Genomic DNA, 25394 nt, shown 5'->3' with positions numbered 1-25394 from the left:
TCATCAAAAAAAGAGAAGTAAGTAACAACTTAACTTCTCAAAAAAATGACTTATTTTCTTCTATTTCTAAATTCCGTTGGAGAGTCACCGGTCTTCTTTTTAAATACGCGCACAAAATATTTGTAATCTTTAAAGCCCACTTCAGCTGCCACGCGATACATCGGCCAAGCCGGTTGTTCTTTTATCGTGATTTTCGCCTGTTCTATTCGGTAATCATTTAACCACGTAATAAGTGATACGCCTTTTTCTTTTTTGAAAATTTTACTTAAATATGTTGGGGAAATAAAGACTTGTTTGGCTAAGACTTCAAGCGCTAATTCTTCCTGGTAATGTTCTTTTATATAATCGATTGTTTGATTTACAAGGTTAAAGCGTGTACTTGTTGACTCCGCCTCTCGTTTTTTCAATAAATGTTTAAATGCATGAACCAGTGTCACTTGAATTTTCATTACAGTGTTATTTAAAGCGAAGATTTCCGTCTGATCGAGTTGAGCTAATTCTTCCTCTCGGTCCAATTCAATATAAGAACGAATAAGTATACGTACCGCCCACTGATGCACTTTAGTTAAAGAATAGCGCTCTTTTACAAACATCTGAAATACCTGATCGATTTTTTGTTCTAACCTTGCTAGATCACAATTCTTTAAGCAATCCATAATGGCTATAGTTATTTCCTCAGAAATAACTGGCAAGTGATCTTGCTCATCTTCATGCGGCATATCAGATACCTCATATACTTTGTTCTCTCCAAAATAAACCTTTTGTCTTCTTGCATCGACCGCCTCAGTATACAGGATCGCTAGTTTTTCTCTTGAACCAACGACAGAACTTACACCGATTGTAATCGTATAGTCTTTCGCTTTAGTATAATTTAAAGCGCTTACAAAATTTCCTTTAATTTCTTTTATTTTTACATCTGGTACATTTATGACCACCGCTATTTCATATTCAGAAGGAAAAAAAGAGTGCGCGCTTCCTTTAATGAATTGTAGGAGATGGTCTCCTTCATTTCTAGCAACAGGTTGGTCAAACTCCATTGATACAACACGGAAGAATGGCCCATCAAAATGAATCCCTAATTTTTTAGCGGTTTGAAGTTGAAAGCTTGTCAAGTCTGTTTGCGATTGCATAATGGTTCTGAGCCATTCTCGCTGCAGTAATACTTTATTTTCTTTATAAAAACTTTGGCGTGTTCGCTCGCCTAAAATTTGATTGGTCACTTTATTTAATGAGCGCACTAAATCTGGAAAACCCACAGGTTTTGTTAAATATTCTTTCACACCAAATTGTATTGCTTTTTGGGCATATTGAAAGTCTTGATAACCACTCAAGATAATCATCTTTGTTTTAGGGAAGTTTTTACACGTTTCTTGAATTAATTCAAAACCATCCATGACCGGCATACGAATGTCGGTTATTAATATATCTGGTGCTTCTTTGTCCATTATATCTAAAGCAACTTGGCCATTTGACGCACCAAAAACATCGTGTTCATCCATCTGTTTAATAGCTGCGACAATCCCTTGTCTAATCATCGGTTCATCTTCTACAACTAAAATCTTCAATGCTTACACCTCCTTCTTCTGTCTAGCAATAACCGTTAAGCCTTGATTTTTATTCGTTAAAAAGATCAAACCATAATCTACGCCATTGTTTAATCTAATCCGATCATTGATGTTTCGTAGGGCATAACCTTTCATATCCTGTTTAAACCTGATATCATCCAACAGCGCCAACAATTTAGTAATATCGGCACCAACCCCGTCATCTTCAACTTTAATATCTAAATAGTGATCGGTCGTTTTAATTTGAATAGAAATATTTCCGTGACCACGGTGTTCAATACCGTGTGTAATCGCATTTTCAATGAGTGGTTGAATTACCATTTTTACGGTTTTATAGTTTTCAATACCTGGTTCAACATCAATGTCAAAGTTAATCATGCCTTGATAGCGTACTTCCTGGATTTTTAAGTAGTGGGTAACGTAAGAAAGTTCATTCTCTACCGTCGTCACCGAACCTTCTTCTTTTAAAATCATGCGAAACAGTTGTGATAAAGAGTAAGCCATCTCCGCTGATTTTTCACTCCCCTCTGAATAACTCATCCAATAAATAGTATCCAAAGTATTGTATAAAAAGTGGGGGTTAATTTGTGCGGTTAAAGCTTTTAATTCGGCGTCTTTATTCTTAATTTCAACTTGATAGACTCTTTCAATTAAAAACTTAATTCTTTTCAGCATAGCATTGAAGCCAGATCCTAATTGGTTAATTTCGTCCGTGCCTTTTTCAGTAAACGATACATTTAAGTTATCATTTTCAACTTCTTTCATTAGTAATTCTAGACCCTTAATTGGTTTTACGATATATCTAGAGAAATAAAAGGCGACAATCAGACAGACAAACAAACTGACAAGTAAGGATCCGATAACTAATCGAGGTACAACGACATTTCGTTGAAGTAATTGCTCAAGAGAAATAAGATGAACAAGTCTAAAGGGGTATTTTTCCAATTGGCTTATTGTTTGAATATAGTCATAGTTATCGATAGAAATTTCTTTAGTTAACGGCACTACATCCTGAAAAACCTTATCATTCTGTTGTGGTAGATCCCTGCTTTCTCTTGATAAAACAACCTGCTGATTGTCGTGAATCAAATAATAATTCTCATGTAAATCTTTATTATAAGTTGTCAACAAACTATTTAAATAATCTATATCTAAATGAATGCTAATATAACCAACAGGTTCGGTGATATCTTGCAAATTTTTAATAATTCGAGAATATGTAAACAGCCCACTCTCAGCATCAATAAAATAATGGGCTTGTCCATTTAAATTTAATATCGTCTTATATTGCTCCTCACTCAAAGTAGCGCCCGATCTATTTGTATCAATTAACAAAGAACGGTTTGTACCAATGTGGATAGACTTGATAAAATCTTTAGAGCCAATAAGGTGGACCAATAACTCTTCTACTTCTCGTTTTTGTTGTTGAAAAGAAAAACTTTCGTTATCATCTTTATTTTGTAATAAATTTTGGGCCTGATTGCTTTGTATCACAAACAAAGACAGGTCATGAATATCTTCTAAAATAAAAGTTAAATTCTCGTTAATTTGAGTTACTGTACTTTTATTAGAATTAATGAGGTTAGTAATGGCCAAATCTTTGTAGTTTGAATAAGTCACTAATCCAATCAGTAACAATGGTATTAGAACTAAGATCAAGGTAAATATAAAGATACGAGATTGCAAGCTATTTTTCTTGAAAAACTTCAAGATAATCATCTCCATTAAACAATATGTATGGTGCTAATTTTTCTATATAGTAAACCATACAATCAAATAACACAAGCTTGGGTTGCACTACACTCAATTAACTTATCACATTAATCTTGAGGTGATTACATTATGTACAGACTCAGCTTAGTTTCAAAAAATCAGCTTAATCATTTAAAAAAGCTAAAATTTCTCTAAGATTCCCAAAGATTTTCTAGCTCATTATTATTCGCTATAGAGAGTCAGGCATTTGAACAAACAATCGTCAAATTAGTTATCTAAAATTCTAATATCAACTGCTAAAACCAATCATAAAGTTTGACGTCCTCGTAACAGCCCTACTGTCATCAGGTGCACCTTCAATACACTTAAGGAATAATTAGTATTAACCTAACTGAAGAAACTATCATCGATTGTCCTGCACATATTTCCTATCAGAATATAATTGCTGGTGCAGTCTGTATGAAAAAAAACCGAGGATTATTAATCTTTTAACGGTGTGGCCAATCTTTCTAGAATCACTCTCTGATGATTATTAACAGCTTGTCTTAAATCTCATTCCAAAGTTGATCGAGATTTATATTATATATCTTCACTGTTATTCGATCATTCCACCTATAACACTCTTGAACTTCTCCGTATCCACAGTGTGGATAAATTAATATCCCTCTGAGATCTTCATCCTGCGGCTGGTGCATGAGATAAGTGACAATTTGATAAAGATGCTTACTATGAATACTTTGCTTATCAAAGTATTGGTGAAACATATTTTGATAGAACTTAACATCTATCACTATCCGTTTACTATCATTTTGATGAATAAGAGATAAGTCTGTCCGCATTTTTGGAAGTAATGATTGGTTCCTATAAGGTGACATTGTAAGATTTTTTACTCAACCGCATAACCGGACTGTTCCCGTTGATAAAAGTAAAGTAAATTTTTTCAAATAAATTATGCATCTCGCTTGGAGATAATTGTACGGTGAACAAGTTCCAATCACCATGTTGATGAGAAAGCAATCGCAGCTCATAAAGTAATTGCCCCAGATGTATCATCTTTTATATTGAGAAATTTCTCTTGCTCAATGGCTTAAACTCATAAGGCGTGACTTGTTTAAACCAATCAGTTTCTTCGATATCTCTTGGTTTAGTAGTTAAAAAAGAATGACCAGTCGTGCATCCTGCCCATAATTGGAAATCATTTTGTATCTCCTGATTAATTTGCTCCGTAACTTTTAATATCTTTTCAATCAGCATACGCGATACCTCTTGATTTTCAAAGTGACGTTGCCATTTTCATTATAAAAACGAACCATATCTTCAATACTCACTAGAAGATATGGTTCGTTCTATTATAATCAAGTTATTTTACTGATCTTATAGCTTAAATTGATTTACAATATCACTTAATTCTTCAGCCATATGAGAGAGAGACTCAGAAGAAGCCGCAATTTCTTCCATCGATGCACTTTGTTCATCAGAAGCGGCAGCAACAGTTTCGACGTCACTTGCCGACTGCATCACATCATCCGTTGTTTCTTGACTGCGCTTCACCATGTCGGTTGTACCTGGCTTATGCTCTGAATAGCACCAAGCATCTCTTTCGTCCGTGAAACAATATCCGTTGTCGCTGATTGAATCGCATCAAAGGCTTTACCCGTGCCATCAATTTTTTGTTGACCTTCAATCACAACGGTCTCGTTTTCTTTCATCATGTCGACGGACTTTTCAATCTCTATTTGGATTTTTTCAATCAACGTACGAATATCGGTCGCCGATTGACTCGATTCTTCCGCTAATTTTCTTACTTCGTCTGCGACGACCGCAAAGCCTTTTCCGTGCTCGCCCGCGCGGGCGGCTTCAATCGCGGCATTTAAGGCAAGTAAGTTCGTTTGTTCAGCAATATCAGTAATAACGTTAATAATTTTACCAATTTGTTTGGATTCTTCCCCGAGCTTGTGTACAGATGTCGATACATTAGACGTTGTACCCTTAATGTTCGTCATGACTTTTGCACTCGCTTTAATGCCTTCTTGTCCACGTTCTACTCGCTCAGCAGACGTTTCAGCTGATGTATTCACTCGACTAATACTGTCTTCAATACTATTAATCCGCTCCGCAATCGTTTCAACGGTCGTCATCGATTGTTGAGCCATCTGACTTTGACGATCTGAACTTTCAGAGACGGACATAATTGATGACGCAATTTGCTCCGTTGCTTTATTCGTCTCTTCACTGCTTGCGCTTAGTTGTTCAGACGAAGCAGCCAAGGTATGCGACACGCTTGAAATTTTACCAATCATGTCACTAAGATTGTTTTTCATAAGATTTAAACTTTCAGCTAAATCATTGATTTCATCTTGACGTTTATACACCAGATCAGGCATGTCTAGTTGATTTTGACTAAGGTCGAGTAGGTACGCTCTGATTGCTTTAATTGGGCGTGAAATATGGTTAGCAAATAGAACGGAAAAGATAATGCCTACAATTAAGGCAATAGTCGTTGTGATCACGACGGTCCACAAAATATCTTGTGAGCCTTCATTAAAGTCTTCCATATAAGAACCTGCTGTTACCACCCAGCCCCAGTTAGGGTCGAGTGCATTGTACATGATTTTATCTCCAATACGATTGGGGTCATCTGGAAAAGCCCAAGCATACGTCGTAAAACCACCACCATCTAGAGCGGCCTGGATTTGATTTTGGACAAGGAATTGACTCGCGGTCTTGAACATCCCAGACATTTTCGCCTTCAATTGTTGGGTGAGCGACTTCTAGCCCTTCTTGGTCATAAATAACAAAATAACCGTTCTTACCTAAGTCAATCGTTGATGTCACCGGTCGTGTACCATCTGCTTGACGTTCGCCAAGTAAATACACTTTGACTTGTTCTTGCGCTTCTTCAAGTGTGAGTTGACCGCTCTTTACTTGTTGGTCCATAGAATCTATTAACTGAAGTGCCATTTCCACTGCATTTTGAATGGTTGTTTCACCTGAGGTGTTTAAGTGGTCACTGGCCGAATAGTAACTGACCATACCAATCGTTAAGCTTGGAAGTAATAGAAGTAACGTTGTAATAATCAATAATTTTTTTCGAATATTAAGTCTCATAGTAAAGTTCCTCTTTTCATCTGTCTATCTAAATTAATATCGTCTTAACAGGTGAAAAGTAAAAGCCCTTTGACTAATATTTTAGATGCCTAACAATTAATGATTATCAGATTGCTCATTAATATGGTTACAAGCTGTATCTATCTAGCAACGAATAATTGAAAGCAGCGGCCTGATTATAACTAAACAACAAACGGGTGTAACGATGTTGCACTTACGCTGATTGACGCTTCTATCTGTTTGGTCTAGAATTAACCTAAACATTCGCTCGGATTGCACGCGCGTTCGAAATGATGAATAAGCAGATAACTAATGGAGGTCCATAATGAATAATAATGATTTATTGATTAGGTTAAGATATGCGCTTGATTTAAAAGATGAAGAAATGGTCGACATTTTCGCCTTAGGTGAAGAGAAGATTGACAAAGAAACGGTCCAGGACATGTTAACAAAAACGAACGGAAAAACAGATGATACCGATGCATTCACTGAAAATGAATACGAGATAGCTTGCACGAACCCACAGTTGAATGCTTTCTTAGATGGCTTCATTATCTTTAAACGCGGTAAACAAGACCCCGCTAAAAAAGCGCCGCAAAAAGTCAGCTTAACAGATGAAAATGTTAATAACTTGGTCTTAAAGAAAGTAAAGATTGCTTTAACACTGACGAGCGATGATATCTTAGCGCTTTTAGAGAAAGCGGGTATTTCAATCTCCACTAGTGAATTGAGTGCTGTACTGAGAAAAGAAGGCCATCGTAATTACAAACCTTGTGGGGACCGGTACATGAGGAACTTCTTAAAGGGGTTAGCGCTTGAATACCGGCTTTAAATTCTACTAATAGCAGTAATTTAAATACAAACGTTAGTACAGTTTTTTTGAATGCTTAGATCCTCGATGTTTGACGTGCTCGTTTATAGATTTACCAATCCTATTATTATAATTATAGTATAAAAAAGGATATTTTAGGGTTGGCATATCATAAGTATACTTTTTTCCATATATTTATATTCACTTTAAATAAAGTTTATACATTTGACTTTACAATTCAAGTGTAATTAATAAGTTATACTAGACTAGAGAGTTTCGTTAAAGTCGGTTAAACCTGTGGAAATGAGAGCACGTCACATGGGCCTAACATTGAAAGAATAAGATTTAGTCGATATATCAAGTTCTCCTTAACCTGGGTGACTCTATCTTCCGTTCAACTGTTTGCTTCCGGCTTCCTTTAGATTCTTCCTCATAGAAGACACCCATGCCTGCGCACACAAGAGGTAAAAGCTTAAAAGTGAAAGGTTTTACCTCGCTATTATTTCATTTTCTCCTATAAACCGTCTCATTCTCTCACTTATTTTGATACTTCCTCAATTGAAGTTCTGTGATAATTTTACTTATTTGCTTCAACTTATTTATTTTCGAAAACTCTTTTAACATGTACAGAAATGAGCTAATCATTATCATAGTTCCTAAAATCAACATATAAAGTTTAAATAATGGCATTCCAACTTCATTATTCCCATTCATCAACTCTCTTAAGCTATATGTTAACAATCCTGTAATTAAAACTGAAACAATTAGTTGTCTTATGATAATAGAAAGGGGAATCTTCTTGCTATCTTCAAGAAGTTTAATCTCTTTTACCAATAACGTATCTATTAGTTGGTAATCTTCCTCAGAGTTTATTTTGACATTTTCTTTTATACATAGATCAATTTTTTCTATTTTATGTTCTTCGTATTCGTTTATACTTTTATAATCACTAACTATAATTTTCTGGTGAATATAACTAGCATAAACAATTGAACTGAAATAGAAACTCACAGTCAATACCATCATTAATGTACTTATTATTCTATCATCTACTGTTAAACTTAAGTAAAAAACACCTGGCAACGCTATAATAACAATATATGGAATTATAATGAACTTGTTTTTCTTAAAACTATAAATAAATCTACGCACTAATCCGTAATTTTCATTGTAAACCTTCAATAAGTCAGCAATTAACATTTAACCTCTCCTCATATTCAGACTCAAGTGACTACTGCCAATGATATTTACCAGGCTTGCCAAGAAATGTACCAACGTATGACAAATGACTTACCATTACTCGTATGGATCTAGATTTTATATTGAGCAGCGGGCATGGTTACCTCATTGGTCTGATTCAGCATGAATTCAGTTGATTCTCTGGCCAAGAACCATGTCCGCATGAGGTTCGGTGTGAAGCCATTGGATCTCTCTAGAAATCTCCATGATATATAGTTATTTTAACGTGCTGATGAATAGGTTCGGATTGGGTGGTAAATACCTTAGTATGTGGTGCTAAATAACTTGTCACTAGTGGTAATGTATATAGCATAATTGAAATGTAGTTTATCGTAATTAATTCTTGTTGGTAAAATACGGCCAAAAAGTCATGCTCACAGATGAAAATGTTAATTCCTTTGCCTTAAACAAAGTAAATATTGCTTTAACATTTACGAACAATGGTATTTTAGCGCTTGTAGATAAATCTAGTATTTTGATTTTGACTATTGAATTGAGTGCCGTATTGAGAAAAGAAGACACAGCAATAACAAACCTTATGATGATCGCTATATGAGTAACTTCTGAAAAGAACTAGTATTTGAACACCCGCATTAATTTTCGATACTAACAACTATAACAATGCGAATAATATCCTGCCCGCTACCAATAAAATCTGAGAGGCTATTATGAATAATTGTAATAAAGGTGTCATACTGTTAGCATGTAAAGCAATTAGAACACCATTTCTTTGATTAAAATATATATTTAATTTTATACCAAAGATTCTTATATTTAACTCATTACTAATTCTTTAACAAGACTATTAAACCAAATCTCATCATTAACATTGCGCTGTTTATCCATTAGAAAAACTTTTATATTACTAGTTGAATTTAGACGCAATTTTTCTTGATAATATCTTTCGATTTGGGTATTCGTTTCATTACTATCTTTATAGTGGAAGATATAAAGTTTTTTATTTTCTTTTTCTACTAAACTCCTAAACAAACCATTTATATGTCCATCATCGCTATTAAACCCATATCCTATAACACTTATAATGTCAGAATCGATAAAGTGATCATATAGTTCAACGTATTTACGAGACATTTCTACAGAAGTTAAAGGCTTTACCCCACTTTGGGTAAACATAAATGGCACTAAGATTCTTCCTTCTTCTTCAATAGCTGATGGTATTGTTAATATTTCATTTTTATAAGGATCATAATAATCATTGACACTGCCATTTAAATGATACACCGGAGTCTGTTCTATACTTGTTCCTTTAATTACTTGTTTAACAAAATTATTATAGTTAGTTGTGCCAACTGCAATCAAGTTAAATTCTTCTTGTAAATCTATCAAGTCATGATAATATCCGGGACCGTCCTTTAACCTTTGTGCATCAATGTTGACATTTTCTATAATATATCGTTGAACAGTATGAAGAAAGATAGCAATACGACTAAATTTAGCCCAGTGCGCTTTAGGATTATAGAGATATCTAAAATGGCTATCTATTAATGATTGATAATCCATTGCTTGACAGTATATGTCTTCTAAAATGGATCGTCCTAACTCTTTAAAAATTGTTATTCCCTCTGTAGTATCATCTATTTCAATAGGTTGCTCTTCAATTATAATCTCCATACCTGTTTGTCCTACACCTTGATAATTTAATGAGAAAATACCAGTTAAATCATCAAATACACTGATTTCATCGGGAGCTTGGGTAAATAATTCTTCATTTAGTTGAGAAACTAAATTTTGACCAAACGCCCCAACCAATAGTTCTAAAATAGCACGAATAATCCTCTTCAAGTACCTATCCTGAGGATGAATTTGCAATAACCTTAAAAATGCTGAAAAATAAGCAGAATCAAACAATGGAACTTGAGTAGCAAGTTTTTCATTTAATCTTATGGTCTGACTATACCTCTTTTGACCAATTTGTTCTTCTGTCTCTTCAGTGAATTTACTATTAATAATGTTATCTGTCACTGTCCAATCGCTTAATAGCACTAAAACATTTTCATCAAAGTTGTTAAGATAATTTAAAATATTCTGTCTTCTATTCTCTAAACTAGATGCAATCAGACCTTCAAACTCACCTTTACCAAATACATTTAATCTTTTATTTGCATAATTATCAGGTAACCATTGAGTAGCCAATTGAGACATTCTATCTATTGAATGAATTTTTTTTCGGAAAATTTCTTTGTCCTCTTCATTTGAAGTTCTAAAGATATCCAATGCAAATTTCCCTCCAGAAGGTAAACCATACCCTATTTCTGCACCTGCACCAAAAAAAATAGATAATTTCGGTAAACTCATAATATCCCTCCACATTTTTTTATTTGTTCGAAAAAAGCTAACCACACTACTTCAACAAATCACCTAAAAAGTCTAAGAAAATGTTAATATAGCAATTTCAGAGCTAATATTCTTCTTTAATTTAACTTAGAAGATTACAGCTCCCTATCGCCATATATACAATTATTTCATAGGGTATTTATATTAGACATAGCAATATCGCCTTAACATTATGATAATTCGGCACTTAATGTACTCATTTTCATTAAATTAAACCCAATAATTCTAACTTGAAACTATTCAAAAATTTACCATCTAATGATACATTATAATATACCGCTAAAAAACAAAATGCAGATAATATATATCACAAATCTATATATAGTATTTCGTTTTGTATAACTATCATTTCATATTAGTGTAGTATCGTTTAATTACCATTATAAAACCATATCTTTTTATAGACAGGCTCATTTATGTTACTAAGTTAACAACATACTACAATCAAGATTATTTCAACTCGTTATCTAATGGCACAACTTGCTCATCCAGCACTTTACGCCACGCTCGCTTCATCATTTGCGGATACTTAAATGGTTTAACATCTGGATGCTGTTCTTTATAAGCCTCATAGTCTTTACTTTCAATAATGCTTTTAACGTTCGGAATAGATTCCATACCATACACATATTGAATGGCTGATGCATGTAGTTCATTTACTGAAACATGCCATGTACTCGCAAATGCATCAATCACTTCGTTTTTCTGATCAGTAAAAATTGACGCTTTATCGCAAAGATATCTTCTGATTGATCAATATTATCGTGATCAATCGCATTTAATATCTCTCGGTAAACCTCTTTAACCACTTCTGTTTTGTTCAACTTCTGGAGGGCTTTTTCGATCTCCTCACGGACATCAGCACTGTTGGCCGCATAAGTGCCTAGTAATTGATCAATATAAGCAGCATCGATGTCATAGAGCTTCGTTGAATTGTCACTATAAAACGCGATATCAGAGAAATCCGGAGCATCATCTTCATCTTTTTCATCGATATCAACGAGGGAACCTTTAACCGTTTCATAAACACCCGCTTGTTCTTTTAAGATAGAGACTTGTTGTTGCATTGCCTTTGATTGATCCATCTCATTATTATAATCATCATAAGTAACAAGCGCTTCATAGGCGTTATTAAGCTCTTGATAAGCTTTAACATATTCTATCCGGTCTTCCAGTGGTGTTTGCTCATCCATCTTCCCTGGGATAACCGTAAATTCATTGATTTTTTTATAGGCTTGTTTGAACCGTTTCTTTGATTCATCATACGTAGGATAAATCAACCCTGATTCATCCCTTGCTTCAGAGTAAAGTTTTGTCGCATTGGCTACATTCTGTTCCATCTTATACGGTTTACGGAATGTGACAATTAATCCTTTTGTCTTTTCGGGATAGTCCGATTCGTCCGTGAGAATGCTTGTATGAGTCCAGCATACTCCAAGTTACGATCAACAAAAAGCGTTTGCACCGTCGGTGCATCAAAGCCAGTGAGTAACCGGTCAACAACAATAACTAAATCCACTTGACGACCAAATTGTTTAAACTCCGCTCTCTTTCGTGCCAATCGGTTATTAATATCCCCGTTATAGCGTTCAATATCAGATAACGTCCAAGTTGTATCATAATAGCCGTTATACTCTTCTATAATCTGATTCATTTCACTTTGTTTGCCTTCGGCATTCTCTGTATTTTCATCTAATGATAGGTGATCGCAATCCGCGGGAAATCTGGATCATTCATCGTGCGTCCTTGACGGATAGGATGGTCAGGAAACGACTGCTCTAACCAATTTGCTTCTTTTGTCATTACTTTAATCGCATAGTAATACTTCTTCGCCATCTCAATCGAGCTTGTCGTTAGAATCGCTGACTTTGTTGGGTGACCATTTCTAAAATCAAACTTTGTGTACGCGTTATCTGGACGAAAGATTTTACGAATGACTTTATCAATGTGCTCATCACGTTCATATATACTATTATCTAAGTATTTCTCTTTCTCTATGCCATCCATCTCATCAATGACACGATTCACTTGTTCAGGTGTCGATGACATATACTTATCGCTCAGCTTTAATTGTTGGAAAATCATATTATCTAATGATGTCGGTTCAATCGTAGTTTCGTGTTCCACTTGAAAACCTAGCACTGAACCATCTTCTAAAGCATTTTTAATTGTATAGGTATGTAACACGTCACCATATTGATCATACGTTGTTCGTGCTAATTGACCTTTGGCTTGTTTTTTATTTTCTTCAAATATGGGTGTACCCGTAAAACCAAACCACGTTGAGTTAGGAAGAAGGCTTTAATTTCTTCCATGTTCTCGGCACTTAAGGCCCGGTGACATTCATCCACGATAAAAACAATGTGTTGACCCATCAGTTTTTTATAACGATTGGTGCCCTTTTGTTCTTCTTGTTTTTTCGCATATTTCAAGGCGGAATCAAGTTTTTGTCTCGTTGTTACAATGACAACATTAGAGTTTGCCTCTGCAAGTAATGTGTTACTTAGCTCTTTTGAACTCCCTGTCCCAACAATTAAACTATTTGAAACAGCAGTCCCTGTCGACATCCCTGTATTAAACTCTGAGGCAAACTTCGTGAACTCGCTCGTGGTTTGATTATCTAAATCTTTACGGTCCACCAACATAATCGTTCGGTCAATCCCAGACTTTCTTGCGAGTAGCTTCGTCGAAACAAAACTCGTGAGTGTTTTACCTGAGCCGGTCGCATGCCAGACATAACCGGATTCGTGTTTATTTGCCGAAACAAATAATGCTTCAATCGCATGGACTTGGTACGGATGTAAGACCATTAATATTTTATTATCTTGGTCTTCACTCACAATCGTATAATGCGCAATCAACCGGTGGGCATCAGGAATGTTTAACATCTGTTTACAGAACTCATATAAGTTTTCAACCTTTTTATTGTCTTTTGTGCGCCAGCTAAATAAGAACTTCCGGTGCATATTCTTTGGCAAGGCATTCGCAAAGTAACGGGTCGTTTGTTCATTCGACACGACAAAAAGCTGTAAGGTTGAAAAGATATTGTTTCGAAACATACCTTCTTCTGCATATTTCTTTACTTGATTAAACGCTTGATAGACCCCGTCTTTGGCCGTGACTTTCTTTAACTCAATCTGAACAATCGGTAACCCGTTAATTAATAACGTCACGTCAAAACGACGATCCCGGCCATTCTCTCGACTGCTTTGTTTCGCAATTTGATTCACGACTTCATAACTTGAGATACCCCCACCAATGTCTTGGTTTGAGTAAAGAATGAGTGAGGCTGAACCTAACTGACTATCTTCTCGTTCGATCGTGATTCTCGCAATCCCGTTTTCACCTTTTAACCATTTAGCTGCATCGAATGGGGTTTGCGTACGCAATAATAACTCGGTCTTTACTGCCTCAAACTCTTTATCCGTTAACGGCTGTTCATTGAGTTCAGATAGGTTATTGTGTGTAATCTTTTGACGTAAGTTCGCCCACAGATCAGCTTCTGACTTTAAGTCCGACCGATACGTCCATTGATTATGTCCTTCACCTAAGACATCAATCAAATGCGATTCAATTTCTGCTTCTTCTCGGTGTGTGAATTTTTGCATCAAGCTCACCTCCTAGACAAACATTTTTTGTAGAAAACCTTTTTTCGTTTCTTGTAGTAACTCAAGTTCACGTTCGTTTTTAGCGATTAAGTCATCAAGTTGTTTGAAGAATTCTCCGATTTGTTGTTGTTCTTTTATTTCTCTTGGGAGTAATATTTTTCTCTTTAATAATTCCGACTTAGTTATTCCCTTGATTGAAGTGCCTTGTAGTTTGTTTACCACCTTAATAATGTTTAAATATAGCGAGTAAAGAGCAAAATTTATATCAACATTTAACTTAGACAGTGATAAGAAATCTTGACTTGTAGCATAAATATAAGGAATTAATGCAATTTTCCCAACACCAACTCTAGTAACAACCGCAATTGAATTAGCGGGTATAATTTTGGCTGCAGAATTATTGATAGAATCTTCATTAATATACTTAGTAGGGATATCAACATTAAAATTATCTAGCCTTAAGTCACTACTTTGAAGCCAAGGAATTGTACCTTTCCAATAACTTTCAACTGACGTTTTAGGTGTTCCTCCACCATATGTTTCATTAGCTATATCATCAACCTTCTTAATTTCCCATTCCTCACTAAACCCATCAAACCGAACCCCCGGGACAGACTCTCCATCCTTCGGAAACATCTTTTGCAAGAAACCTTGCTTGCTCTGTTTTAATTTTTTGATTTGATGTTGCTGAAGGGCAATACGGTCATCGAGTTGTTTGAAGAATTCACCGATTTTTTGTTGTTCTTGAATATCAGGATATAAATAATCAAATTTTAAGACATTTGTCACACTTATTCCGAATACCTTCATCCCTGTTCCTGTTCTATAACCATATTTTCTGAATGATGAAGATTTTAATAAATAGTATAGATATAGTGAATCAGCTTTTTTCGGTCTTAATGCGATTGTATGAAGACCCGCTACAATATTAAATGGAATCTCATCAATTATTACTGCAGGTGTTGCAATTCCCTGATAATCTTCGGATGCATCTGCTAATATCAAATCGCCTTTTTGTAAAGTTTCATAATCTCCTGGAACGATATATGGAATATTAGATGCTCTATCTACCTTATCAGCTACCTTTGTATGAATATCTCCATAATGTATATATTTAGTTCCAGTTTCAGAATTAGATTCCACACTTCTAGATAAAGAATAAGATTTTACCCTGACAAAAATTTTTTCGAAACTTAATTTCTTTAGTTCACTTTCAAGAGGACTAAAACCTATGTTTGGCGTCTTTTTATTAATCATTCTTAAACACCTCTAAAGCACCCTTAATCCACTCTTCATCTTCATCACTGTACTGTAATGATGAAATGGCTTCAAAAAGACTTTTTTCTAGCTCTTTCTTGCTTTCACGCACTTCTTTTATCTCTTTTCCAACGGATTCCATATCGACTGGCTCTTCTTCTTCAAACGTATCAACATAACGCGGTATATTTAGGTTATAATCGTTTTCTTTGATTTCATCAAAGTTTGCCAAATAAGCGTATTTCTCAACCTCTGCTCTGTTTTTATATGTTTCGATGATTTTCTCAATATTCTCTTTTGATAGTTTGTTTTGATTCTTGCCTTTAATAAAGTCATTGCTTGCATCAATGAATAAGACATCACGATTGGTTCTGTTTTTCTTTAAGATAATGACCGTTGTCGGAATGGATGTACCAAAGAAAAGATTGGCCGGCATTCCAATGACCGCATAAATACTTCCGTCTTCTAAGAGCTTCTTACGAATCGTTCCTTCTGCTGCCCCTCGGAATAACACACCGTGTGGTAAGACAATCGCCATCGTACCTGTTTCTTTTAAATGATAGTAACCGTGTAAAACAAACGCAAAGTCTGCTTTTGATTTTGGCGCAAGTTTACCATAACGGTTAAAACGTGAATCATCTAAAAACGTTGCGTCTGCCGACCACTTCGCTGAATACGGTGGATTCATGACAACTGAATCGAACGTATACGGTTCATCAGTTGGCCAGTCTTTATTTAACGTATCACCGTTACGCACATTCATATCTTCTGCATCGACACCGTGAAGAATGAGGTTCATTTTTGCCAGATTAAACGTTGTTGTATTGAGCTCTTGACCATGATATTTCACTTTATCTGGATGGTTTAAATAATGACGAACATTTAACATCAGTGAACCTGACCCCATCGTTGGATCAAACACACTAAAGAGTTTTTTATCTTCTTGACCAATGGCGACGATACGTGCCATCATATCAGAGACCATATGCGGGGTATAGAATTCACCCGCTTTTTTACCAGCTTCTGAAGCGAATTGACTGATAAGGAATTCATACGCATCCCCGATCACGTCCCCTTCATAACCCACAACATCGACATCATTTAATTTCTTTAATACTTCTGTGATCGTCACATTACGTTGTTGGTCATCAGAACCTAATTTTTTAGATGTTAAATCAACATCGTCAAACAAGCCATTAAAGGTATCATATTTGGTTGATAGTTGAATAAAGGCTTTATTTAAATCGTTTAACTGAAAAACATTCTGTTTCGCTTGGTCTGCGAGTACATTAAATAAATACGCTGGTTCAATATCATAACCAAGTGTATCAATTAAAGTCGCCAACAAGTCTTCCTTTGTATCTTCATCGCTGAGTAATTCTTGATAAAGTTCTTTCTGCTTTTCTTGTGTTGAATATGTATCTAGTGATTCATCAGCAAGTTCTACGACTTGAACAAGTAATTTATCTGATAGATACTTATAGAAGATTAACCCCAATAAGTAATTCTTGTATTCTGATGCATCCATCTTGCTGCGCAGGTTATCTGCGGCACTAAATAATCGTTGATTTAATTCTGCTCCCATAGTTATAACGCTCCTCTTTGTTTAAATACATACATATCATACTTTTTAACATTGTATGCTTTTTACGTGTTTAGTTTTGAGTTTATAATATGTTCAATACTAAGCTACTGTTGAAAAAGCACCATCTCTTTTATCGTAGATCCATCATCCACTCTCTTGAGACCGTGCTTTTATCCTATTTTCACCTCGACCATATACAGATTCATTCTAAATTTCCGTCTCAATGTTCACCGTTTGTTTAATCTCATTCAATATCGGTGTCAGAAGGTCAATATCTACTTTTTCAGATTCTACAGTGAGTATTAGTGAATATCTTGCTTTTTTATGGCTGGCGCCTAAATGTTTTCTTTTCCTCCACCATCCATTCACTGGATAAACCGCTATGTAGCGTTGAGCCGCCATTTCACTAGCATAATCTTCCCAGATATCGGAATGTATCGATCCCATACTCTGATTGTTTTTACCAAGCGTCCAGTTTATTCCTGGATCTTCTCCTTTATCTTCTTTACTATTTCTAACCTTCTTATTTATTTTTTTAGTAAATTCATCCTTGTCGGAATGGCCATTTAATGCAAATCTTAGTCCGTGTGATTGATATAAAAATTTGTCTCTCCAACCAATCTCCCCAGGGCTTGGTTCTATAAAGTAAGATAGGGTTACTTTCATTTTTAATTTTACATCTTCAAATTTATCAGAAAGAAGTAAATCTGTAGGCCAAGGGATTTTGTGTAAGTGCATTTCATTCATACTGTCACCCTCAAAGGGCTGTAGTTCATCTTCAATGATCATCGCTACTCTATTGTTACTTGTATTGATTGCTCTGTCGTAATCAGGTACACCATAGCCACACGTTCTCAGCAATTTTGTGTAATCAGATTTTTTATCCGTCTGTAGAAATTGTTGTTTCATCTCTGGTGTCCAATCTGCGGAATGGATCATTAATCCTCTAATAGTTTCTGACCAATATTCAGGATAGATACTCCTTATTTTAGCAGCCATATTGGCGGCAAAAGCCGTCGCAGCACTTGTTGCCCAAATGATATCGAACAAGTTCTTAGTCACATCATGACCGGTTGTTAAAATTGATGTCGTATCATCCTGATAAGCTTGCTCATCCGATAACACAGCAGTTCCCCCATCTAAGACAATCTCAGGTTTAACCGGCCATCTACTATTATCCCATTCCCGAGATGTTCTTGAGTAAGGTGATAGTTGACCAAAAGAGGCTATATTCTCTTGATTTTTATCTTCTGTGTTAACATACGCTCCAACAGTTATGGCATTCCAAGATTGTGCAGGATCAGAAATACCTGTTTGGATGTTCAAGTCTGGATAGTTACCTTTCTCAAATGGAGGAGCAATATTACCACCAGCAACAACAAAGACTTTTCTATCTTCATCAAATCTACCTGCAATTAGTTCATCCAACGCACCTGACCAAGAACTTGGTCTACCATCAGTCAATGCATAATCATTTGCCGTAATAGCCATACAATAGACCCTTATTCTATCTGGATTATCTATCGTCAAATCACTGACGGATTCTTGGATGATGCGCCATAAAGATGTTCATCATTCGCGCCACGATCAGGTAGTACTTTAACAGATTCAATTTGATGTGGAATCTTTATACTCTCAATACCTTCAAGGAGTTTTTCTAAATAACCATAAGCAATAACCCTGACATGTTTGTTCCATGGCCTTTTACATCGAAACCATCATAATTTTCAAAATAACTATGGACATCTTCATCACTACAGATTCTTTCTAATAAAGGGTGGCCCGTATTAATACCTGTATCAAACAAGCTGACATAAATACCATTGGCCTCTACCTCAACCATACTGAGTAGTTCATCAACAAATTTGTGTTGATCTTCCACGTCTAGCTCAATGAAAAAAGGGGTCACTTCTACTGACTTACGAAATTCTGCAATGTGGTCTGACCTTTTAACTAATACTGATAAGTCTGTTTTTGATACTTTTAGTATAAATACAGTTCTTTCCTCAAAAAGAATCTGTTCATTTTTTATCTGTATGTTTAATGATGCCACTAAACGTTTAAAATCTGCAATAACCGTTTCATCTACTGAATCAACCCAAATTTCACACCATACCTTTTCAGCATCTGTGGGGATCCATTCTGTATTACCTGTCCAAAAAGATTCTAGAATAACCGCCTCTATGTTACTTATTGAGCGTACTAAATCATTATTTGTAGGGTTTTTATTAGGTAAGCCTAAAGTCGCTTCATACTCTTCTAGCTTTTTCAAAAACTTATTTGCATTCTTTTTAGGTAATGACATTACAACTTGTTCTACGTTTTCAACGTCTCCTGTACTATTTTGTACAGGTATTTCACGGATGTTCATAACTTTTGACTCGATTTTTCTATTTTCTAAACTATCAAATTTAAGACGCAACCCGGGTTCACCCGTAATCTGGAGGTATAACTTTTCTCTTTCCTCAAAGCTTTTAACTTTAGAATCAGTGACTACTTGATTAAATTTATTTTGTAGTATTTTTATATGACTGAGTTCGTCTTGCCTATTCGGATAAGGATCTTTCCCCCCACCGTTTTTACTCACAGTGGTAAACGCCATACTTTCCTTTGTGTTTTTTAGGTTTAGATGCTTCATTAGCTATTCACCTCATGATACACAGATTGTCTATCAGCTAAAGATTGTATAACCATTTCTTTCGAAATGTTTTCAAGATCATTGATAATACAGTCTTTGATTAGGTTATCGCATGCTGTGACTATTTCTGAATGACTTAAACCTTGAGCCATCTCTACAAAATCATCATAATTTTTTTCTGGATAATAGTTATTCAGTCGTTTAGACATAAGTTGTTTGATCTCATCGTGAGAAGGTTTGTCATAGAATAATATGTCATCGAACCTTCTATATAACGCTTTATCTAGACTTGTTACAGAGTTGGTTGCGGCTAATATCAAACTGCGCGAATGAACATTCTCGACTAATTGTAGGAACGTATTTAACACGCGTCGAATTTCGCCTACATCACTATCTCTATATCTTTCGCCACCGATCGCATCAAATTCATCAAAGAGATAGACCGCGTTCATATGTTCAATCGTATCAAATACTTTACGTAATTTCGCTGTTGTCTCTCCCATATATTTTGTTGTTAGTTTATCGGTATATATGATACCTAATGGCATATTTAAAGCTTTTGCTAGGACAGACGCCGTCATTGTTTTTCCTGTTCCCGGATCTCCCGCTAGCAGTATTGTTTGGTTTGGTTTTAATCCATGCTTTCTGAGTTTACCGCTATTCTTGTTTTCATTAATAATTTTAGTTAACTTACTTGATAATTTTTCATTTAATACCATATCACTTAAATTAATTTTTGGCTCTTTGAATTCGATTAAATCATTACTTTTAGAAAATTGAATGATGTTATTTTCTGTTTTTCTCGATTCATCAGCAATGTTTTTTAAATCTTTGGCTAAATTGGTGTTCCCTTTCCGCGCTTCATACGCAGCAAGTTGTTTCACGAGGGTATCAAACCTATTTTCATCATGGCTGTAATGTGATTTAATTAAACTTTTTATTTGATCTGCATTTGCCATTTATGACACCCCTTTTCTAATTTGCGCTCTTCTTTAGTATACCAATTTTATTATTAATATGATATCTATTGAGATTATTTCCGTATTATTAATACACCAAATATCTACAGGTGAAGTGTCTAAAACTCCTTCCTGATGTATATACTCAATATCTCTTACTTATTCAAATGATTATTTTCAATAAATTGATCAAAGTCATCATCTTTAACCTGATTAATTCGATACTGATTAAATTTATCGTATGCATCAACAGCAATTTTTTCAGCAACTGCTCTTGACACCTTACCAGCGTTCTCGAGTATGTCACGATCATTAAATTGTAGAAAGGCATTTAATTTGTCAGTCCAATCTTTCATGTGCAATGGGCGTTGCCGCTCTGCTTGGTCTTCAGCATAGTCTAAATACATTGTAACAATGCGATTGAGTGACTTTAATTCCTTTTCAGATAAGTAATTCTTAGCCACTTTCACATCTTTCTTCCGTACTTTATCACCGTCCCAATTGGTTAACCCCATATTGGCTTTCTCTGCATCCGCTCGATCTGAGATAAGTTCAGCTGCTGTTTTACCATGAATAGCAAAGTGTAATTTATTTTGAACGGTCGCAAAGAATTGTTGTGTGACCTCTGCATTAGGATCATAGTCTACTGAAGTCGCATAAATATCCGTAATCTTGTGATAGAACCGCTTCTCTGATGAACGAATATCTCTAATACGTTCAAGTAATTCATCAAAATAATCTTCTCCGAAGTTACGCATGTCTTTTAGACGTTCATCATCCATCGTAAATCCTTTAACGAGATATTCATTCAAACGTTCTGTCGCCCACTTACGAAACTGTGTCCCTCTATGGGAGCGAACGCGGTAACCAATGGCTAGAATCATTTCAAGATTGTAATGCTTGGCTTTTCTTTTTACTTCTCTTGTTCCCTCATTTTGAACTTGTAAGTAAAACTTACAAGTTGCTTCTGCGTCTAATTCCCGTTCTTCATAGATGTTTTTCACATGAAGCGTAATATTTTGAGGTGATGTTTGAAATAATTCTGCGATTGCCTTCTGTGTCATCCAAACTGTTTCATTTTCTAACCTTACATCAATTTTGGTGTGTCCGTCTTCTGTTTGATAAATAAGTAAATTGCTTTCATTCTCCAATTCATTCACCTCCTGTTTTTGATTCGTTTTCTTGAAAACAAAACCTTGCGAGAACATCTAGACCTTTAAGTTTTTTATTCTCGGTTTGTCTTTTGCGTGATCCATTCCTCTTTTAATATCCCATAACTTATCGAATCATAGTATTGTTCATTTACGATTCGCGCCTTTCTATATACCGCTTCTTTCTTAAACCCCAGTTTTTCAGCCAGTTTCATCATTCGTTTATTTCCAGACCAAGTAGATAATCCAAGTCTCACAAGTTTTGGATTAACAGAAAAGATCTCATCATTCCACATGCTTAACGCTTTTGAACCTATGTTATTTCCCCAATAGTTTTCATTAAAGATAACGATACCGATTTCCATCCAAAGTGTTTCTACTGACTTCCAGTACCAGTTCACTTGACCGATGATCTCATCTATCTCTTTATTGACTATGACCTTTTTATTTTTGAGTACATTCTTTTCACCCTGCAACAACCGCTCTTTTATATCCTCAATATATTCCTGTAAGTCAGATTCACTTAGCTTCTTGTAATAAGGTCCATTATATTTATGGAATTCCCGAGATGGATGATTCCAATACAAATAGTCTTCTAAGTCTTTCAACTTTAATTCTCTTAATATTATATTTGGTGATTCTGCCATGTTAGCTCCTTTAGGTTAGTCAGATCATTCATTTAGTGCCTCTATTTTCTTCTATAATCATAAACATCCCTGTGAATATTCAATCTCATATCATTAATGATAATTGTATCGTCATCAAGCCATTCAATATTATCCTCCGTACAATTTTTCTCATAGTATATTATTTTAGTATGCTTATCATGCCAGATAGTCGATCCATCTTCTGTTGTCTCTGGTTCATACCAAAGCCTTGCGTATTGGTCGTAAGACTCATTTTTGTTAGTAATTACATTTCCTTCTTCATCATAACGCTCTTCTTGTTTTCCTAACAAAATAAGCTCTACTTGATACTGACCATCTGGGGATACTTCAAAGGTGAGTGTTTGGTGAAAATCATATTGATCAAGATTCACGTGGAAAAGTGAAAAGTATACACCTACGGCTATTACACCAACTACTAACACACCTATGATTATCATTTTAGATCTTTTCATAGAGCTCCCCCTAACAAGTATCTATGTAAAACTCACCGAATTAACTCATGACTCAAAGCGTTGATTGACCACCTTTATATAACTGCAACCTCTATACTATTATAATAACATTAGAGATAGTAACTACTTCAACTTCTATTCTACATCCTTCAATTCAAGTTCTCTTAATAATATAATTAATGATTGTGCCATGTTAGCTCCATTTAGTTAATCAGATTATTCCTTTCGTTGTAACATCTGTTTTGATATATAACGAACATCATTATCTTTGCTTGAAGTCATATAGCTTAGCACTAACTTGTTCAAGCCATTTAATAACGCATTAAAATAATTATCGTAATAGTTTGTTTAATGTAGAGTGTATTAATAATTTGCTATAGCACCTCATAATTCTTTTTCCGCTTCTATTTCTTGTCTTTTCATTTTTTATAAACCACGAAATTCCTGAAGAATCCTGCTTACGGTGTGAGAAAAAAATTCCTTTTAGCTTTCACCTGGACTGCGTGAAATTTTGTTAAAGTCTGCTCGAACAAAAGCATTTGTCGCTAGGAATAAGAATAAAGCGCCGAAAGCTATAATAATGATTCCACTCATCCAAGGTGTGATTATGAAGCCGTTCAAATCAAACGCCAAACCCAGTTCCACCCACTCTGTCTGTGTCAATCCACCTTTTTCTAACATAATCGTTCGAAAGATGGCGGTAGTATAGGTCATAGGATTAAAATACGCAAAAGACCGAAGAACATTAGGTAAAAAGGCCAATGGAATATACGCTCCGGATAAGAAAGTAAACGGAAGAACGACAGCTTGTTGGACGACTTGAAAAGTAGAAGAGCTTTTGACCATTGAAGCTAAGAATAAACCTAACCCAGAAAAAACTAATCCGACTAACATCAAAATCAATAGAACATAAATAAAGGTATACCAATGATCAAAACTTAAGCCAGTAAAGAAACCGATTATTAGTATCAAAATTCCCTGGGTTGTTGCGATGGTAGCCGCAGATAGAATTTGTCCGAGAGCTACTTGAAAACGACTGGTTGGGCTCACTAAAATCTCTTTCATATAACCTGAGACAGTATCATCAATGGTCGAGGTCGCAATATTCAAGGACGTTTGGAATACTGTTGCTACAATGATTCCTGCGAGTAAGAATGCGGTTGGGTCTTCTACCTGATCTGTTTTAAAAATCGATCTGAAAATATAAAGGAAAAAGAAAGGAATAATTAGTGATGTGATAAGTTTAACTCGATCACGAACGAACCCTCTAATGTTCCTGAGCCATAGCGCTGTGATTGTTCTCATTGTGCAGATTCCTCTCTAATCTCTTTACCTGTAATTTCTAAGAAGACATCGTTCAGCGTCCCTTTTTTGATTTCAAGATTATTTATTTCATTCTTGAACGGTTCAATAAACTCCAGAAAATGTTGAATACTATCTATATCAATATAAAAAGTTTCTTTGTCCCTTTTGTACGTATGCTCATCTCTATTCAAAGCTGCTTCAAAAAGGTCTGAATTACTTACCTGTACAATAGCTTTATCCTTCGTATAAAGCCGCTTCAAGTTCTCAGGTGTGTCGTTTACCATTATTTTACCGTCATCCATGATAGCTACCTTATCACAAATTTCTGCCTCATCCATATAATGCGTTGTCAGAAAGATGGTAATGTTTTTTTCTTTTTGAAGTCTGGTAATGTATTCCCACATTCTATTTCGTGTTTGTGGATCTAAGCCGGTTGTGGCTCATCTAAAAATAATACTTTTGGGTAATGTAACAAGGCACGCGCTATTTCTACTCGACGTTTCATTCCACCCGAAAGACTAGACACACTTTTATTCTGCCAATCAACGAGATCAACAAGATCCAATACAAAATTGATTCGATCCTTGACCTCTTTTTTTGGTACCCCATAAAAAACACAGTGCATCTTCAAATTCTCACTTACCGTCATTTTTTCATCTAATGTCTGTGATTGGAAAACAACGCCGATTGCTTGGCGTACGGCATCTTTTTCAGTTGAAACATCTTTTCCGTCAATCAACAGTGTGCCGGCTGTTTTTTCCATCATCGTACATAAGGTATTGATTGTTGTACTTTTACCCGCTCCATTTGGTCCTAAAAAGGCAAATATACTGCCCTCTTCTACTTCAAATGAGACATCATCTACTGCCGTAAAATCTCCATATTTTTTAGTATAGTTTCTCACTTCAATGATTGACTTCATAATGAGTTCTCCTGTTCGTTTTTTTTACCTTACATCGCATTTAACTCACATCGACTTA

At 35.3% G+C, this 25394-nt stretch carries 21 protein-coding genes and 2 pseudogenes; 2 read left to right on the top strand and 21 right to left on the bottom strand.

Going from position 1 to position 25394, the window contains the following annotated elements; all coding sequences use genetic code 11:
- Positions 1-50: 50 nt before the first annotated feature.
- The 7 genes and pseudogenes from JCM19043_RS03700 to JCM19043_RS18590 form a co-directional block, all read right to left on the bottom strand.
- Positions 51-1565: a response regulator gene (locus tag JCM19043_RS03700; RefSeq protein WP_062320095.1), complete on the bottom strand. Its 1515-nt coding sequence runs from the start codon at positions 1563-1565 to the stop codon at positions 51-53.
- A gap of 3 nt (positions 1566-1568) precedes the next feature.
- On the bottom strand, positions 1569-3290 hold the full coding sequence (locus tag JCM19043_RS03695) for a sensor histidine kinase (protein WP_082394396.1): 1722 nt from the start codon (positions 3288-3290) through the stop codon (positions 1569-1571).
- A 533-nt stretch (positions 3291-3823) separates the two neighbouring features.
- Entirely contained in the window at positions 3824-4117 is a 294-nt protein-coding gene (locus JCM19043_RS18600) for a hypothetical protein (protein WP_062320091.1), read from the bottom strand.
- Between the two features lie 217 nt (positions 4118-4334).
- The gene (locus tag JCM19043_RS03685; protein ID WP_062320089.1) at positions 4335-4532 is read right to left on the bottom strand and encodes a hypothetical protein; all 198 of its coding nucleotides are present in this window, start codon (positions 4530-4532) and stop codon (positions 4335-4337) included.
- A 120-nt stretch (positions 4533-4652) separates the two neighbouring features.
- On the bottom strand, positions 4653-4832 hold the full coding sequence (locus tag JCM19043_RS03680; RefSeq protein WP_062320087.1) for a hypothetical protein: 180 nt from the start codon (positions 4830-4832) through the stop codon (positions 4653-4655).
- Complete coding sequence (locus tag JCM19043_RS18595; protein WP_369813755.1) at positions 4826-5467, bottom strand: methyl-accepting chemotaxis protein; 642 nt, start codon at positions 5465-5467, stop codon at positions 4826-4828. Before JCM19043_RS18595 ends, JCM19043_RS03680 begins: the two co-directional genes overlap by 7 nt.
- Positions 5468-5593: 126 nt before the next feature.
- A pseudogene (locus tag JCM19043_RS18590) lies at positions 5594-6239 on the bottom strand (cache domain-containing protein); the annotation flags it as partial.
- 472 nt (positions 6240-6711) lie between these two features.
- Between JCM19043_RS18590 and JCM19043_RS03665 the strand changes: the two are divergent.
- Entirely contained in the window at positions 6712-7218 is a 507-nt protein-coding gene (locus JCM19043_RS03665) for a DUF1456 family protein (RefSeq protein ID WP_062320080.1), read from the top strand.
- A 513-nt stretch (positions 7219-7731) separates the two neighbouring features.
- Here the strand turns inward: JCM19043_RS03665 and JCM19043_RS03660 are convergent.
- Complete coding sequence (locus JCM19043_RS03660; protein ID WP_062320078.1) at positions 7732-8397, bottom strand: hypothetical protein; 666 nt, start codon at positions 8395-8397, stop codon at positions 7732-7734.
- A 385-nt stretch (positions 8398-8782) separates the two neighbouring features.
- Here JCM19043_RS03660 and JCM19043_RS03655 point away from each other — a divergent pair, with 385 nt between their 5' ends.
- Positions 8783-8992, top strand: coding sequence for a hypothetical protein (locus tag JCM19043_RS03655; RefSeq protein WP_156321323.1), 210 nt, complete (start codon positions 8783-8785; stop codon positions 8990-8992).
- A 218-nt stretch (positions 8993-9210) separates the two neighbouring features.
- On the opposite strand, the gene JCM19043_RS03650 is transcribed toward JCM19043_RS03655, so the two are convergent.
- The 13 genes and pseudogenes from JCM19043_RS03650 to JCM19043_RS18580 form a co-directional block, all read right to left on the bottom strand.
- Positions 9211-10752 carry a hypothetical protein gene (locus JCM19043_RS03650; RefSeq protein WP_062320074.1) on the bottom strand — a complete coding sequence of 514 codons (1542 nt, stop codon included), beginning with the start codon at positions 10750-10752 and terminating at the stop codon, positions 9211-9213.
- Positions 10753-11241: 489 nt separating this feature from the next.
- Positions 11242-14399, bottom strand: a pseudogene (locus tag JCM19043_RS03645) (type I restriction endonuclease subunit R).
- Positions 14400-14411: 12 nt separating this feature from the next.
- Positions 14412-15656: a restriction endonuclease subunit S gene (locus JCM19043_RS03640; RefSeq protein WP_062320072.1), complete on the bottom strand. Its 1245-nt coding sequence runs from the start codon at positions 15654-15656 to the stop codon at positions 14412-14414.
- The gene (locus JCM19043_RS03635; RefSeq protein ID WP_062320070.1) at positions 15649-17241 is read right to left on the bottom strand and encodes a type I restriction-modification system subunit M; all 1593 of its coding nucleotides are present in this window, start codon (positions 17239-17241) and stop codon (positions 15649-15651) included. The genes JCM19043_RS03640 and JCM19043_RS03635 overlap by 8 nt, the downstream gene beginning before the upstream one ends.
- Before the next feature lie 207 nt (positions 17242-17448).
- Positions 17449-18792: a S8 family peptidase gene (locus JCM19043_RS03630; protein ID WP_369813753.1), complete on the bottom strand. Its 1344-nt coding sequence runs from the start codon at positions 18790-18792 to the stop codon at positions 17449-17451.
- Between the two features lie 106 nt (positions 18793-18898).
- Complete coding sequence (locus tag JCM19043_RS03625) at positions 18899-19879, bottom strand: S8 family serine peptidase (RefSeq protein WP_062320065.1); 981 nt, start codon at positions 19877-19879, stop codon at positions 18899-18901.
- On the bottom strand, positions 19879-20838 hold the full coding sequence (locus JCM19043_RS03620; protein WP_062320063.1) for an AAA family ATPase: 960 nt from the start codon (positions 20836-20838) through the stop codon (positions 19879-19881). Before JCM19043_RS03620 ends, JCM19043_RS03625 begins: the two co-directional genes overlap by 1 nt.
- A gap of 155 nt (positions 20839-20993) precedes the next feature.
- Positions 20994-21989 (bottom strand): virulence RhuM family protein, encoded by a 996-nt coding sequence (locus JCM19043_RS03615; protein WP_062320062.1) that lies wholly within the window; start codon positions 21987-21989, stop codon positions 20994-20996.
- A gap of 74 nt (positions 21990-22063) precedes the next feature.
- On the bottom strand, positions 22064-22636 hold the full coding sequence (locus JCM19043_RS03610) for a GNAT family N-acetyltransferase (protein WP_062320060.1): 573 nt from the start codon (positions 22634-22636) through the stop codon (positions 22064-22066).
- A gap of 41 nt (positions 22637-22677) precedes the next feature.
- Positions 22678-23109 carry a DUF5412 family protein gene (locus JCM19043_RS03605; protein WP_062320058.1) on the bottom strand — a complete coding sequence of 144 codons (432 nt, stop codon included), beginning with the start codon at positions 23107-23109 and terminating at the stop codon, positions 22678-22680.
- A 483-nt stretch (positions 23110-23592) separates the two neighbouring features.
- Positions 23593-24414: an ABC transporter permease gene (locus JCM19043_RS03600; RefSeq protein WP_062320057.1), complete on the bottom strand. Its 822-nt coding sequence runs from the start codon at positions 24412-24414 to the stop codon at positions 23593-23595.
- The gene (locus JCM19043_RS18585; RefSeq protein ID WP_369813748.1) at positions 24411-24752 is read right to left on the bottom strand and encodes a hypothetical protein; all 342 of its coding nucleotides are present in this window, start codon (positions 24750-24752) and stop codon (positions 24411-24413) included. The genes JCM19043_RS03600 and JCM19043_RS18585 overlap by 4 nt, the downstream gene beginning before the upstream one ends.
- An 86-nt stretch (positions 24753-24838) precedes the next feature.
- Positions 24839-25336 (bottom strand): ABC transporter ATP-binding protein, encoded by a 498-nt coding sequence (locus JCM19043_RS18580; protein WP_369813747.1) that lies wholly within the window; start codon positions 25334-25336, stop codon positions 24839-24841.
- Positions 25337-25394: the final 58 nt, after the last annotated feature.

It is taken from the genome of Halolactibacillus sp. JCM 19043 (assembly GCF_001310395.1).
Taxonomy (GTDB): domain Bacteria; phylum Bacillota; class Bacilli; order Bacillales; family Amphibacillaceae; genus Halolactibacillus; species Halolactibacillus miurensis.
This window is presented reverse-complemented; position numbering and strand designations above follow the sequence as displayed.

Bases quoted from the DNA above. Each gene is read 5' to 3' on its own strand.
- JCM19043_RS03695 (WP_082394396.1), bottom strand. From the start codon at position 3,290: ATGGAGATGATTATCTTGAAGTTTTTCAAGAAAAATAGCTTGCAATCT.
- JCM19043_RS18600 (WP_062320091.1), bottom strand. From the start codon at position 4,117: ATGCGGACAGACTTATCTCTTATTCATCAAAATGATAGTAAACGGATA.
- JCM19043_RS03685 (WP_062320089.1), bottom strand. From the start codon at position 4,532: ATGCTGATTGAAAAGATATTAAAAGTTACGGAGCAAATTAATCAGGAG.
- JCM19043_RS03680 (WP_062320087.1), bottom strand. From the start codon at position 4,832: ATGGTGAAGCGCAGTCAAGAAACAACGGATGATGTGATGCAGTCGGCA.
- JCM19043_RS18595 (WP_369813755.1), bottom strand. From the start codon at position 5,467: ATGTCCGTCTCTGAAAGTTCAGATCGTCAAAGTCAGATGGCTCAACAA.
- JCM19043_RS03665 (WP_062320080.1), top strand. From the start codon at position 6,712: ATGAATAATAATGATTTATTGATTAGGTTAAGATATGCGCTTGATTTA.
- JCM19043_RS03660 (WP_062320078.1), bottom strand. From the start codon at position 8,397: ATGTTAATTGCTGACTTATTGAAGGTTTACAATGAAAATTACGGATTA.
- JCM19043_RS03650 (WP_062320074.1), bottom strand. From the start codon at position 10,752: ATGAGTTTACCGAAATTATCTATTTTTTTTGGTGCAGGTGCAGAAATA.
- JCM19043_RS03640 (WP_062320072.1), bottom strand. From the start codon at position 15,656: ATGATTAATAAAAAGACGCCAAACATAGGTTTTAGTCCTCTTGAAAGT.
- JCM19043_RS03635 (WP_062320070.1), bottom strand. From the start codon at position 17,241: ATGGGAGCAGAATTAAATCAACGATTATTTAGTGCCGCAGATAACCTG.
- JCM19043_RS03625 (WP_062320065.1), bottom strand. From the start codon at position 19,879: ATGAAGCATCTAAACCTAAAAAACACAAAGGAAAGTATGGCGTTTACC.
- JCM19043_RS03620 (WP_062320063.1), bottom strand. From the start codon at position 20,838: ATGGCAAATGCAGATCAAATAAAAAGTTTAATTAAATCACATTACAGC.
- JCM19043_RS03610 (WP_062320060.1), bottom strand. From the start codon at position 22,636: ATGGCAGAATCACCAAATATAATATTAAGAGAATTAAAGTTGAAAGAC.
- JCM19043_RS03605 (WP_062320058.1), bottom strand. From the start codon at position 23,109: ATGAAAAGATCTAAAATGATAATCATAGGTGTGTTAGTAGTTGGTGTA.
- JCM19043_RS03600 (WP_062320057.1), bottom strand. From the start codon at position 24,414: ATGAGAACAATCACAGCGCTATGGCTCAGGAACATTAGAGGGTTCGTT.
- JCM19043_RS18585 (WP_369813748.1), bottom strand. From the start codon at position 24,752: ATGGATGAGGCAGAAATTTGTGATAAGGTAGCTATCATGGATGACGGT.
- JCM19043_RS18580 (WP_369813747.1), bottom strand. From the start codon at position 25,336: ATGAAGTCAATCATTGAAGTGAGAAACTATACTAAAAAATATGGAGAT.